The sequence below is a fragment of the Fluviispira sanaruensis genome (assembly GCF_004295685.1).
Lineage (GTDB): Bacteria > Bdellovibrionota_B > Oligoflexia > Silvanigrellales > Silvanigrellaceae > Silvanigrella > Silvanigrella sanaruensis.
The window spans coordinates 2,399,690-2,412,887 of record NZ_AP019368.1 but is presented as its reverse complement, the minus strand read 5'-3'; the positions used below and the strand labels follow the sequence as shown (position 1 = coordinate 2,412,887).

The 13,198-nt window shown below is 33.4% G+C and carries 11 protein-coding genes; 6 read left to right on the top strand and 5 right to left on the bottom strand.

Going from position 1 to position 13,198, the window contains the following annotated elements; genetic code table 11:
* Positions 1-28: 28 nt before the first annotated feature.
* A complete protein-coding gene (locus EZS29_RS10115; RefSeq protein WP_130609854.1) occupies positions 29-910 on the bottom strand; it encodes a hypothetical protein in 882 nt (293 codons plus the stop codon).
* Positions 911-1,079: 169 nt separating this feature from the next.
* Between EZS29_RS10115 and EZS29_RS10110 the strand changes: the two genes are divergently transcribed.
* Positions 1,080-1,814, top strand: a complete 735-nt coding sequence (locus EZS29_RS10110; protein WP_130609851.1) for a phospholipase A — start codon at positions 1,080-1,082, stop codon at positions 1,812-1,814.
* On the opposite strand, the gene EZS29_RS10105 is transcribed toward EZS29_RS10110, so the two are convergent.
* Positions 1,815-3,059 carry a dicarboxylate/amino acid:cation symporter gene (locus EZS29_RS10105; RefSeq protein ID WP_130609848.1) on the bottom strand — a complete coding sequence of 415 codons (1,245 nt, stop codon included), beginning with the start codon at positions 3,057-3,059 and terminating at the stop codon, positions 1,815-1,817.
* 608 nt (positions 3,060-3,667) lie between these two features.
* Between EZS29_RS10105 and EZS29_RS10100 the strand changes: the two genes are divergently transcribed.
* On the top strand, positions 3,668-4,951 hold the full coding sequence (locus EZS29_RS10100) for a GAF domain-containing protein (RefSeq protein WP_130609845.1): 1,284 nt from the start codon (positions 3,668-3,670) through the stop codon (positions 4,949-4,951).
* A gap of 55 nt (positions 4,952-5,006) precedes the next feature.
* Here EZS29_RS10100 and secA read toward each other — a convergent pair whose 3' ends face one another.
* Positions 5,007-7,541, bottom strand: coding sequence for a preprotein translocase subunit SecA (gene secA, locus EZS29_RS10095; RefSeq protein WP_130609842.1), 2,535 nt, complete (start codon positions 7,539-7,541; stop codon positions 5,007-5,009).
* A 189-nt stretch (positions 7,542-7,730) separates the two neighbouring features.
* On the opposite strand from secA, the gene EZS29_RS10090 reads away from it, so the two are divergent.
* On the top strand, positions 7,731-8,099 hold the full coding sequence (locus EZS29_RS10090; RefSeq protein ID WP_130609838.1) for a hypothetical protein: 369 nt from the start codon (positions 7,731-7,733) through the stop codon (positions 8,097-8,099).
* A gap of 2 nt (positions 8,100-8,101) precedes the next feature.
* Here the strand turns inward: EZS29_RS10090 and EZS29_RS10085 are convergent, their stop codons facing one another.
* Positions 8,102-8,839, bottom strand: a complete 738-nt coding sequence (locus tag EZS29_RS10085) for an ABC transporter ATP-binding protein (protein ID WP_130609835.1) — start codon at positions 8,837-8,839, stop codon at positions 8,102-8,104.
* Between the two features lie 20 nt (positions 8,840-8,859).
* The gene (locus EZS29_RS10080) at positions 8,860-9,615 is read right to left on the bottom strand and encodes an ABC transporter permease (protein ID WP_130609832.1); all 756 of its coding nucleotides are present in this window, start codon (positions 9,613-9,615) and stop codon (positions 8,860-8,862) included.
* 65 nt (positions 9,616-9,680) lie between these two features.
* On the opposite strand from EZS29_RS10080, the gene EZS29_RS10075 reads away from it, so the two are divergent.
* From EZS29_RS10075 to EZS29_RS10065, 3 genes are read left to right on the top strand one after another with little or no spacing between them, the layout of a single operon-like run.
* Complete coding sequence (locus EZS29_RS10075; RefSeq protein WP_130609829.1) at positions 9,681-11,000, top strand: lytic transglycosylase domain-containing protein; 1,320 nt, start codon at positions 9,681-9,683, stop codon at positions 10,998-11,000.
* Positions 10,997-12,559 carry a M17 family metallopeptidase gene (locus EZS29_RS10070; protein ID WP_130609825.1) on the top strand — a complete coding sequence of 521 codons (1,563 nt, stop codon included), beginning with the start codon at positions 10,997-10,999 and terminating at the stop codon, positions 12,557-12,559. The genes EZS29_RS10075 and EZS29_RS10070 overlap by 4 nt, the downstream gene beginning before the upstream one ends.
* Positions 12,560-12,602: 43 nt before the next feature.
* Positions 12,603-12,896, top strand: coding sequence for a hypothetical protein (locus tag EZS29_RS10065; RefSeq protein ID WP_130609822.1), 294 nt, complete (start codon positions 12,603-12,605; stop codon positions 12,894-12,896).
* The last annotated feature ends 302 nt before the right edge of the window (positions 12,897-13,198 follow it).

The following is a 13,198-nucleotide window of genomic DNA, read 5'->3' as shown; positions in this document are numbered from 1 at the left end:
TAGGGATAAAAGGTTCACTGAGGTATATTTATCTTGAATTGAAGGTATAACCAACACTTAAAATAAGTTCACTCATTATGAGCACATGGTCAGCCACACCCTGATAAACGGGAACATTAAACATTTTTGCAATAGCTTCTTTAAAAGTAAATTCCAAATAAAATGGTTTCCAGAAAACAAATTGAAGACCGGCTTCTACTCCGGTCGTTATCCCATTGAGTTGCCACCAACCTGAGGTCAAGCCAAACCAATTGCCGAAGGCTAAGCCGCCATTGTTATTTTGGTTGCCAAAAATAGAGTTGTCAGCATGAGGTAACATAATACCCGCACCAAGTTTTACCACTGTATTGAGACTATAGTCTTGGTTAACCTCACCTGCTAATGAAAATCTCCTTACAATATTAAACATAATATGATTGGCGCCGTTGTGCAGATCATATCTAAAATAAGCAGTTGTTAGCTGATGATACATATCGACGCTTTGACCACCGATTGTACCTGTAATATGGGCATTTTGATCGATAACAGAGCTAAATTTTGTGTGATCAAAACTAAACTCTAGAGCATAATTTCTTTTTGCATCGATATAACGGCCTATTCTTAGATTCCATTGTGGAGTTGTTATTTCAGGCGTAAAAATACTGTAACCTGTGTCCCATTGGGGATAATCCACTGCATGGACATCATGAACAGTAAAGTCATTATTTAATGATTTTTGCACAACATGGATATCCGTTGGGCGCCAATAATCCTTATTGTAGCCCCAAGAAACATACCACTCACCGCCAAAAAAATGATTATCGTCATCATTATTATTTTGATTTATCTGATCTTCATTTGGATTTTGATTAGATAAAACTTGTGTATGAAATAAAATAAATAGCATTGAAATTAAAATTTTTAAACGCATTGAAGTTCTCATTATTTCTACCGAAAGAGAGAAAGTATCTTTATTATTTTAGAAGATATTTATGAATATTCTTAGTAATAGGAAAAATTTATAATGTCAAATAAATGAATAAAATACTAAATTTTAACGTAGGATAATTTTAAAGAATAAATATTTTTTGAGTTAAATTATGTTTGAACTATATCAAGATAATTATATTTTACCCTATTATTATACAGCTTCACCCTATTATAGTCTTTATAATGAAATGTCTGTAGAAAATGAGCCTGTTGAAAGTAAGGAGTTCAAAGCGCAATTGAGTGTCTATGCTCCTATTTATGAATGGGAGCACATATCTTTAAATGCGGCATTTACCTTAAAATCCTTTTGGCAATTGTATGAAATTAGACCTTGGTTTCGCTCAAGCGATTATAACCCAGAAGCATTTTTATTATATAAAATAAACGAACATAATAAAGCAAGTTTAGGTTATTCACATGAATCAAATGGCTTAGGTACAGATTATGAAATGTCTTGGAATAGAGTGTATGGGAAATTTAATTATGAGCAAAAAGATTTTTCCTTTGAGTTTATGGCTTGGTTTTTGCCGGTTGATAACGAAACAACATTTACTCATCACTCGGAAAAAATAGAAGACTATCTCGGCTATGAAAAAGTAACTGGATCTTATAAAATAGGGAATTTTGAAACAAAAATTTCGATACAAAATATCGAAAATATCGATCGCATTCAAATCACTGCATCGCAATCATATAATTTTTATCGTGACTATGCTTTATATTTTCAGTATTTTTACGGCTATGGGCAGAGCTTAATTGAGTTTAATCATTTTACCCAAGCATTTGGGATTGGTATTCAGTTTCTCAATAATGAGAAGAAAAAAGAATGTAATTTTTCAAAATGATTATTGTTGTTTAGATATCCAAAATTGAATTAATTTGGTGCAGACAAGGTGTCCCCAAATATTAACTGATGTTCTTACCCGTCCTAAAACAGCGTCTATTGGAAACAATATTGCAACGGAAGTGGCTGGAACTGAAATGGTTTTCAGCACGGTGACTGTCGCTATAAAACCCGCATTTGGAATTCCAGTTGTTCCTAATCCTGTAATGACGGTGGTGATATAAATTAAAAAGATGTTAAATCCTGATATTTCTATGCCAAGGACTTGAGAAACGAAGAGAGTTGCAGAGGAAACATACAAAGCAGATGAGCCAAGGTTGAATACTACAGTTAAGGGAAGAGCGAATTTAGCAATTGTTTCATCGATTTTTTGTGTTTCTGCAGCTATGAGCATAACGGGTAAAGTAGCGAGAGAGCTGGCCGTTGCGAAACCAGTCGAAATACAACCAATTGACTGAGCTAAAAAAGAATTGGCATTTTTTCCACAAAGAATTCTTAATATAATAAACTGTAAAATACAGAGTATCACACAACCTAAAAGGAATATTATTAAAAATTTAAAAATTCCCATCATGTCTTCAGCTAAGTTTCCTTTTAAGAGAGAAGAAGAAACAGAGTTGCCAATAAGAGAAAATAAAGCAATTGGGGTGAGTTTCATAACAGCTGAAATCATGCCCATGAGTATTTCTTTAAAACCTTTACAGACTTTCAACGCACTTGCTACTGAACTTTTATTAAGCATACGCAAAGCCACAATTGAAAAAAATATACCGAAGACAACGATTGGGAGAATTTGAGAGCGAATGGCAACCTCACCTAAATTCGCAGGGAACATTCCAAGGATAAATTCAGAAAAGCCTAAGTTTTGTGATGATTGAGATAACATTGTTTGTAAATCTTGTCCCATCAAACTTGGATTTACTCCTTGGCCAGGTTTTAGAAATAAACTCAGTAACAATCCAATAAATGCAGCAGAACCGACATTTATAATTATAATTACAATTGTTACTTTACCAAGGGATCCTAATTTTGAAATATCGCTTAACGAGGTTATTGCGCCAACGAGAGCAAGAAAAATAAGTGGTAAAACTAACATCATGAGAGTGTTCATGAATATTTTACCAATCCACTCAATAGATTGAATAAAGTTAGGAAAATAATATCCGCAAAGTCCTCCTAAAAATATAGAAAATAAAAGAATAATGAGATTCCAGTCTAATTTTCTTTTGAAAAACTTGCCTAACATATAAGTTCCTAAAATTAATCTAAAATAGATGATTTTTTTACCTAAGTTTTTGCAATATTAAACATAGGCTTATCCTTCATAAATATAATTCTCCTATTTTGTTTAATTGTCAATTTCTCTAAGTGTTAGAATACTAATTTAATCAATAAAGATAAATATTTTTAAGATATTAAGAATATTTTTCATTTTGATCAAATTAATTTTAAGAATATGCTGTTGTTTTGTTGTCAAATTTGAAATGAAGATTTATATTGTGAGTAGTTGGGGTTCTTTTGGTAATTATTCTAAATGAAACTTAAACAAAGAGAAATTAATTTGAGTGATATCTAAATTTTTAATATTTACTTTTATAAGTTAATAAGTTATCGCTTTTTTTTAAAATTCTTCGAATGTTTTATTTTTGTTTTAATGTATAATTTTACGTTCCGTTTTAAAGAAAGTGAATTTTGTGCAAGTTTATTTGTTTTTTTACAATAAAGGCGAATGCCTAATATAAATATTTGATTATAAATACAATTATTAAAAAAAGAATTAAATTAAGACAGGAATGCTTTTGTAATGATTATTTTAAAAAATAATTGTTAAATCGTCACTTTCAGGAATATCGAATGAGTGCCACCCGACCCCAGAAAAATAAAGTTAGTTTAGTACCTATTGACGAAAAAGAACGGCTAGAAGTCCTACGTAATTATGACTTATTGAAAGAAGTATTCGGAAAAGAATTCAGAGAAATTACTTTTCTAGCTATGCAAATATTTAAATGCCCTATCTCTGCAATTACCTTAGTCCAAGAAAATAGTGTTCAACTTATTTCAAGTCTAGGATATTCAATCAAAGAAGTACCCAGACATAGCTCTTTCTGTGGTTATACTATATTAAGTGATGATGTTTTAATTGTGCAAAATACTTTAAATGATCATCGTTTTTCAGAAATTCCTGCCGTTAAGGAAAGGAATATTCGATTTTATATTGGCGCACCTTTAATTACTCAATCTGGACATCGAATCGGTTCACTTTGTGTATTGGGGACTAATCCTAAAAAAGTTACTAAATATCAAATTAATTCACTAAAATATCTCTCTAGATTTGCAATGAATCTTTTAGAAAATAAGAGAATAGAAATCAAGCAAAAATTGGCTGAAAAGAATTTAATAAAAGAAAAGAAGGAATTATGTCTAAAAAAAGAAAAATTATTTCAATACGAGCAAAATGTTTTTTGCAATATTTTAACAATACAAGTATTAAACGAAGTTAATCGTTCCTTAGCAGATATTTATATAAAATCCATTAAAACCTCATCTATCTTAGTTCGACAAGAATTCAACAAAAATATTGTTCTTAATGATGTAGAATTGATCTCTGTTAAGAGCTTTAACGCAGCAAAAAAAATAAATTCCATTAAAACATTTTATAGAAATTTAGATCAGAATAATATTCAAAATACTAATATGTCGCAAATAATTGATACTGTTAATCTATTTTTCTTAGATAAAATTAAAAATCACGATATACAATATAATATTGTGATGGATGTTGATCCTAAACTTGAATTAGAATGCAGACCTTCATCTATTGTTTATGTCCTTCTTTATTTAATCAATAATTCTATTAAGATTTTAAAATACAAAAAATGTAGATGGATAGAATTACTGCTCACAGAATTTAATGATAGAATAGAATTTTGTTTTACGGATAGTTGCAATCGCTTTGAACGGGGTCTTTTTCATAAAGATGATATTAAACCAATGCATCAATTTAACAATCAATTTTATTTTATTGATATAAAATTGCTCTCTAACGTGATCGATAGACAAGGTGGCTACTTAAAATTCGACAAAATATCAGACAACACAAATATTATTTTTGTGTTGCCGAAAAGAGTTGCTTCTTGATTTTTTAAATTTATTTATAATATTTAAATTCAATTATAATATTTAAATTCAATTATTATATTGTATTTAAATTGCTATACATGGCCTTTTTGCGTTCAATTTCTTCTTTTTCTTCTAGCTTGTGCTCAAATGCATCCTCTGGATCTTGATGTTCTGCTTGTGAGTTTTTAAGTTCAAGTCTGGCCTTCTTTTCCACTTCTGCTTTCGCTTCGGCAATGAATTTTTCTGCCAAATTTGGTTGTACTCTGAAGATCATTTGCAGAGAGTCTTGTTTAATAGCGCTGATAAGTCTTTTAAAGAGTTCGAAGGCTTCGTTTTTATATTCTTGCAAAGGATCTTTTTGTGCATAACCACGTAAGCCAATTCCGTCCTTAAGATGGTCGATATTTAATAAATGATCTTTCCACCAGGAGTCGATGGTTTGCAGCATTACCCAGCGTTCAATATCACGCATTTGTTCATGCCCAAAAAGATTTTCTTTTTCTTCGTATTCAGTCATTAATTTCTTGGTAATGAGTGCGTAAAATTCATCTCTGCCAATCTCGTTATTTTTTCTTTCACTTTCGTTGAAAGGAATTGCTTTGTTGAAACTGCGGAAAAGAACTCTTTCTAAATTACGGTAATCAACAGTAACTATTTCGCCAGGCAAGCCTGAAGGTGGAGTAAAATCATCACAAATTGTCCGAGCAAATTTTTCGATGGGATCACCCGCCAGAATTTCTTTTACATTTTCTTTTCGGAGAATTCGCATACGCGCAGCATAAATCGCTTTTCTTTGCTGATTTAAAACATCATCGTATTGGAGAAGTTGTTTACGAATGTCATAGTTAAAGCCTTCCACTCGTTTTTGCACTTTACCAATGACATTGGTTAAGCGAGGGTCGTGGATTGCTTCATCGCCCACGAAACGTTCCATAATAAATTGATTTGCTTTGTTATTAAATCTGCGCATAAGTTCATCTTCCCAAGAAAGAAAGAATTTACTTGCGCCTGGATCACCTTGGCGACCTGAACGTCCGCGCAGCTGATTGTCAATGCGTCGGCTTTCGTGACGCTCGGTTCCGATTACGTAAAGTCCACCGAGTTCTGCAACTCCTTCGCCCAAAATAATATCGGTTCCACGCCCAGCCATATTAGTGGATAATGTAACACGGCTTTTTTGGCCTGCTTGGGCAATAATATGCGCTTCTTGCTCATGATGCTTTGCATTTAGAACTTGGTGTTTAATGTTTTTCTTTTTTAGCAACTCGGAAAGCAATTCACTTTTTTCAATGCTCACCGTACCAACTAAAATAGGCTGTCCTGTCTTATGAATTTTTTCAATTTCATCTGCAACAGCATTGAATTTAATTGTTTGTTTTAAAAATAAAACATCATCGTGATCTTTACGAATCATTTGTCTATTTGTAGGTACGACAACAACATTTAATTTATAAATATTGTGAAACTCGACAGCTTCGGTATCAGCAGTTCCAGTCATCCCAGAAAGCTTATCGTACATTCTAAAATAATTTTGCAGAGTCACTTGTGCGAGCGTTTGATTCTCTGCTTGGATTTGCACATTTTCTTTTGCTTCCAATGCTTGGTGCAATCCGTCCGAAAAGCGGCGACCGTGCATAAGGCGACCCGTGAATTCGTCAACAATAATAATTTGTCCATTTTGCACGATATAGTGATCATCTTTGCGGAATAGAACATGAGCACGCAGTGCATTGTTACATGCATGAACGAGTTCATTGTGCTCAGGATCAAAAAGATTATCAATATTTAAACGTTTTTCGACTTTAGAAATTCCTGCTTCTGTTAAAGCACATGCGCGAGATTTTTCATCGACAGTGTAATCGATTTCTTTTCTCAGTCCACGAATGGCATTATTTGCAACAAGATATTTATCTGAGGAAGTGTCCGAAGGACCACTGATAATAAGTGGAGTTCTAGCTTCATCGATTAAAATAGAGTCCACTTCATCCACAATGGCAAAGTGATGTCCGCGTTGACAGAAATCTTCAAGACGAACTTTCATATTATCACGTAAATAGTCAAAGCCGAGCTCGTTATTGGTGCCGTAAGTGACATCACAAGCATAAGCTTCTTGTCGCTGGTGATCGTTCATGCCAGAAAGAATACATCCAGTTGTTAAGCCGAGAAAAGTGTATAAACGTCCCATTTCTTCAGATTGAGTCGATGCAAGATATTCGTTGACGGTCACGACATGCACGCCTTTTCCAGAAATCGCATTTAGATAGACAGGTGCTGTTGCTGTTAATGTTTTTCCTTCACCTGTACGCATTTCTGCAATTTTTCCTTGGTGCAGTACGAACCCACCAATAAGCTGAACATCAAAATGTCTTTTGCCAAGGCAACGTTTACTGGCTTCACGAACAGTGGCAAAAGCTTCTGGAAGAAGTGAATCTAGTGTTTCTCCCTTTTTATAACGAGCTTTATATTCAACTGTTTTGCCTTTGAGTTCGCTGTCGCTGAGCAATTGCATTTTGGCTTCGAGCATATTTATCTTTGTAAGGATTGGCGCAGTGTTGCGCAATTCTCGATCGTTTTTGGTTCCAAAGAGAGACTTGAGAATATTTAACATGACTAAGAATTTATCCTTTCAACAAAGTAAACACATACTAAACCAGAGGCCTTTTAACACACCTCTCAGGTCTGTGCCAATTTTAGAAACAAGGTGCCAATTCTTTCCTCTTATTTCAAGTTAAATCCATCCGACAAGGGGAGATGTTGTAAAAGAGCGTTTGCTGATTTCTATTTGGAAGGGGAAGCAATGGCCAACATACCTCAGGAAACATATGAAGAAGCTGGAGAGGAAGGTCTTGACACTTATGCTCTCGATCTTGAATCTCCAAGAAATGTGACCGATGACAATGGCCTTAATGTCAATTTATCAAAACAAATTGAACAGATCTTCGATACTATGACACGAATTGGTGGAGAAGTATGTAAATTAAGAGCAGAAATGGATGGCTTGCTCGAACAAAATACATTGCTTATGGATTCATTTCATAAACTAAAAGATGTCTTAAATGAAAAAGGTTATTTAGATATTGATGACTTTCAGTTAGCTTGCGATGTTTTTGATGAATCAAATGCCAAAACAAGTAGTTCACATTTTATTAAAAAAATATCGCATTGAGTTTAAATTTTTTTTCCTAGAATCAATAAAATATCATCTTCTAAGTTTTTATCAGCAGATAATATTTCATCAGAATGGAATTTTCTATAAACTTCCGCTGGCGAGCCTTGTAAAACATTAATTTCATTTGAAAGTAAAAGAGCTTCGCGCACATCGTGAGTGACGAGAATGGCGTATTTACCGGTTTCTTTTATTTTTATGCGTAACCAATCCTGTAACAGACGTCTTGTATGTGCATCTAAAGAAGCAAAGGGCTCATCTAATAATATAGCTTTTGTATCGAGCACAAGTGCTCTGGCAAAGGAAACGCGTTGTGCCATTCCGAGGGAAATCTCATCTGGATATTTTAAAGCATGCTCATGCATTTGCACAATTTTTAAAGCATTTATTGCAATTTCATTTTTATTTTTATTTTCCGAAATTTCCTTTTTTTTCGTAATTGCTAATTTTATATTTTCAAGAATATTTTTCCAGGGAAAGAGTAAAGGGGTTTGTGGTACCATTGAAAATAATGTTTGTTTAGAACTCCACTCCTTAAAATTATATGAATTATTATTATGTAAAATATGGCCAACTGCCCCAGTTTCCATACCCATAAGAACGCGCAGAAATGTTGACTTCCCACAGCCTGATGCTCCAATCAAAGTTGTGATTTGTCCTTCTAATAAGGAAATATTTAAATTTTTAATAACAGGTATTTTATTTTTATAGGAATATTTATCTATATTAATCTGAATCATAATTTAAATTACCTATTTATTCAATGCTTTGCGGTTTTCCAAAAGATAACTTTTTTTTGTATAAGTGATACAAAAGATGTGCTTGCAATACTTATCAATACTATAACAAAGACGGCTGCAAGCATTTTATCAGTTCTGTATGTTGATTGAGAACGTAACAAATAAACTCCAAGACCGTTTTCGCTGCCCATAAGTTCAGCCAAAGCTGCGGAGCCAAATGAATAACTTACGCTGATTTTTAAAGCATTAAAAAAACCTGGTAATGAATAGGGTAGATAAATATGAATAAAAGCTTTTATTGGTTTAATATAAAGCATTTCGACAACAAGGTGATATTCTTTTTTAGCTTCAAGAAGATCATGTTGTAAAACAAGTGAAATTGGAAATGAACAGGTCAATACAACTAAAATAACTTTTGGAGCAATTCCTAAACCAAACCAAATCATAAGTATAGGAGTGAAAACAAGATAAGGGACACTTTGAGAAATAATTAAAATAGGTGATATAAACGAATGAAATATTTTTGATCTAAAGGAACAAATTGAAAGGATTAAACCAAGTAAAATAGCAAGAGCGACACCCATCATCCATTCTTTTAAAGTTGTGGATGTATTCTGTAAAATTGTTTCCCAGTCAGTCAGTAACACATCGAAAACTTGAGATGGAAGTGGGATAATATAATTTGGTACTTTAGCTTTTTGCAGGATCAGCTCAAGTATGAAAAGCAATAGCACGCTAAAAAAGACTGGTAAAAACCACTTAAATATGCGAAACATACTATGCCTTTCATGTTGTTGTTTTAAGCTAGAAGCAGAAATCTGCTTCTTTCCGAGGATTTAATATGTTTCTGAAAAATTTGCAAATGAACCGAAAGTCAGTTTTCTCTACGATTGTAATAATTTCGCAGGTTGCTCTGTTTGCAAAAACGTTTGCGTTGGATCTCAAAATTGATTTGCCGCCAGAAGAAGGCAAACATCCAGTGCTTTATTACAATCCACTTGTCAATCAAAATTTAGGCTCAGAATTAAAAAATAATTCTGTTAATAATAAAAAAGTTGGTATAATCCAAGAGAAAAATAAGAGAATTGATAAAGTTGTTATTGCTGAAAATCAAGGAATTAAAAATAAAAATCTTTTTAAAATTCCTCCTCCACCGGAATCATTAAGAGTAAAGCCGACTCAAAAAAATATTCAAGTCAGCTCAATTCAAGTTAAAAAAAAAGAAAAAGAAATAGCATCAATAAAAAAAGCACCCGTAAACAACGAAAAGTTTCCAATGCTCCCCTGCATCGTTGATAATGTTAATTTTTGGAAAAGAGTTTATATAGAAATTGATACAAATGAAGCTTTTATTCACGATAAAGATAAACTAAATCGTGTTTATGCAAAAATAAAAATACCACAAAATGCAGCTTTAAGAACACAATTTGTGAAAAATGAGCGGGAAAAATATGTTAATTTATTGGATAGTCTTTCTAAAAAATTGAAAACTCCAAAGAAATGGACAACTGCTGAAAAAAATATTGCAAAACTCTTTCGTAAAGGGGAGTTAACGCAGAGAAATCTAATAATAGCGCAAGACAATATTCGCATTCAATCAGGTCTGAAATCACAATTTGAAGAAGGAATACAGCGCAGTCTTATTCATATGCCAGTTATTTTTCCTGAAATTAAGAAAAGCTCTCTGCCTTTAGATTTAGCTTATTTACCACATGTTGAGAGTAGCTATAATTCAAGAGCCGGTTCTAAAGTGGGTGCAGAAGGGCTTTGGCAGATCATGCCAGGCACAATGCGCCACATAGAAGGTGATGCGGCTGTGAGCAAAAGAACAGATCCAAAAATTTCGACTCGTGTAGCTATGAAGATATTAAAATCCGATTATGAAAAAATACAAAGCTGGCCTTTGACTTTAACTGCTTATAATCATGGTGTTAATGGGATGTTGCGTGCGATATCGGAAACAGGTTCTCGTGATTTATGCAAAATAATTGATCACTACGATTCGCCTTCATTTAAATTTGCTTCTACCAATTTTTATGCTCAGTTCCTTGCAGCCCGTAAGGTAGCTATGCAAAGATACATTGTCTTAGCAAAAAAAGGAGAATCCAGAACCGTACTTAAACGTACGCTTCTCAGTTCACAGGGTGGAAAATTAAAATGAATTTTTTTTCGGATTATTTGTTATCATCTTCATTAAATGTAGAATTGTTATCTGATGTAGAATATAATAGCTTTGCCAAAGGAACAGATAGTATATTAATCAATATATTAAGTGAAGATGAATTTTATCGAAATTCATCGTTATATTTGTTTGCTCGCAAGATTTTTGGCGAATTTAAATTAAAGACTCTTTATCCGTACGATTCAAATGGCAAAGAGTTTTTTTTTGTTGTTCCAAAAAATGAACCGAAAAAATTATCCCATGAGAAACCAGGTAGAGCACATATAGCAAGTTACATTGGCAGTATATTATCCTTACAAATCACTTCGTATCTCATTCAGAAGCAAAATGCTTATGCATTTTTAGTATCTTTATCTGATGATATTAAAAATCTTATTTTAGACAATAATTCTGAATTTATAGTTGGCCTCCTGCAAAAATCAATTTCAAATAAAATTAAAAAAATAACAGAGAAAAATGAACAACAAAAAAAGATCATTCTATCTGAAAAAATATTTTCACAAGACTGTTTTAATCGGGCAATTGCTCTTTCCGATGCAATGACTTACACAAGAACTTTTATCAATATGCCGCCCAATTTATTAAATCCAGAAACTTTTGAAGTCATTCTTAGGCTTTTGGTCAAGAATGAATGTGAAAAGGCGAAAGATCCCAATCATATTCAGCTAGAGAATTGGGATTATGCAAAACTTGAAAAAGAGGGCTGTGGGCTTATTTGTGCTGTTGGAAAAGGCAGTGCGGTTAAGCCTAGACTGATTAAATTAACTTACTCTCCTAAAAAGTTGGCACAAAATATTCCTCACATTGCCTTGGTTGGCAAAGGAATAACTTTTGACTCGGGTGGCTATGATATAAAACCTTCGTCCAATATGCGTAACATGAAAAAAGATATGGGAGGAGCTGCAGCGGCTTTGGGAATTTTTGTGGCCTGCGCCCGAATGAATTTACCTATGCATTTAACCTGTTGGTTGCCTTTAGCTGAAAATATGATTTCATGTGAGGCAATGCGTCCAGGAGATATTTATAAAGCAAGAAATGGTTTGCAGGTTGAAATCGATAATACGGACGCCGAAGGTCGACTTGTTTTAGCCGATGCAATTGCGCTTGCTTGCGAAGAAAAGCCCAATTGGCTCATAGATTTAGCGACACTTACAGGTGCAGCGCGGGTCTCTTTGGGAACTGCAGTTGATTCACTTTTTGGCAATCATTCTGAGACTACGGATATGCTGCAGGCTGCGGCAATTGAAACGGGAGATTGGGTTTGGTCAATGCCATTACCCGATGACTATGGCTCTTATTTTGACTCTTCTGTAGCCGATTTTATGAATGGAAGTGTATCTAGCTATGCGGGATCCATAACTGCGGCCCTTTTTCTCAAAAAATTTGTAACAATTGATAAATGGAACCACATTGATACCTTTATGTGGTCGGATCGTCCAATAAGTCTCTGGTCAGAAAGTGGTCCGACTGGTAAATGTGTCAGGCTAGTGACAAAAGCGATTGAAAATTACATTTCAAAAAGTCAAAAACTCTCTTAATATAAATTAATTAAGTTCTTTTTTAATAAGGAGCAAAAGATTTATGTCTGAAATGCAAACACCAGAAGCAATTGTTAACATGGTTAGTTTGCGTTTAAGAGAGATTATTCATGATATCAATAATGCGCTTTTTGTCACGAAAGGTTTTTTAGAAGAATTGAGTGATGATGTAAAAGAAAAGAAATATACCGATCCCAAATTCGATCATGAAAACTTTAATGATATGATCTCTACCATTTCGAGAAATGTTGAAAAAATAGATCAAAATTTAATTAAATTAAGAAAATTTGCAAAAGAAGAAGTCTTCGAAAAAACAGGTGTGACAAAAACATTGTAGTTTTTATAAAGACACAAAAAAATAAGCCGCCGTTTTGTTCGGAAACCGGCGGCTTCGTCGTCTCTCGGTGGAGAGAATGTGATAGGAAAATGAGAAAGGACAATGCTAAGGCAAGAGTTCAAAAGGAAGGTTATTATTCTCTTTTAAGGAAGGACAAAAATACTGTCCGAACGACAATATCCTTGGGTTACCTTGTAGGTTTCCATGCCGAAGACATAACATGATCTTAGCTAAAGTGCAAGAAAAAACTCAATTCTTTTTAGACTTACAATTTAAAATGAAGAGGAAATATTATACAAAAA

Coding starts and splice junctions, on each gene's coding strand:
- EZS29_RS10115 (WP_130609854.1), bottom strand. CDS start 910: ATGCGTTTAAAAATTTTAATTTCAATGCTATTTATTTTATTTCATACA.
- EZS29_RS10110 (WP_130609851.1), top strand. CDS start 1,080: ATGTTTGAACTATATCAAGATAATTATATTTTACCCTATTATTATACA.
- EZS29_RS10105 (WP_130609848.1), bottom strand. CDS start 3,059: ATGTTAGGCAAGTTTTTCAAAAGAAAATTAGACTGGAATCTCATTATT.
- EZS29_RS10100 (WP_130609845.1), top strand. CDS start 3,668: ATGAGTGCCACCCGACCCCAGAAAAATAAAGTTAGTTTAGTACCTATT.
- secA (WP_130609842.1), bottom strand. CDS start 7,541: ATGTTAAATATTCTCAAGTCTCTCTTTGGAACCAAAAACGATCGAGAA.
- EZS29_RS10090 (WP_130609838.1), top strand. CDS start 7,731: ATGGCCAACATACCTCAGGAAACATATGAAGAAGCTGGAGAGGAAGGT.
- EZS29_RS10085 (WP_130609835.1), bottom strand. CDS start 8,839: ATGATTCAGATTAATATAGATAAATATTCCTATAAAAATAAAATACCT.
- EZS29_RS10080 (WP_130609832.1), bottom strand. CDS start 9,615: ATGTTTCGCATATTTAAGTGGTTTTTACCAGTCTTTTTTAGCGTGCTA.
- EZS29_RS10075 (WP_130609829.1), top strand. CDS start 9,681: ATGTTTCTGAAAAATTTGCAAATGAACCGAAAGTCAGTTTTCTCTACG.
- EZS29_RS10070 (WP_130609825.1), top strand. CDS start 10,997: ATGAATTTTTTTTCGGATTATTTGTTATCATCTTCATTAAATGTAGAA.
- EZS29_RS10065 (WP_130609822.1), top strand. CDS start 12,603: ATGTCTGAAATGCAAACACCAGAAGCAATTGTTAACATGGTTAGTTTG.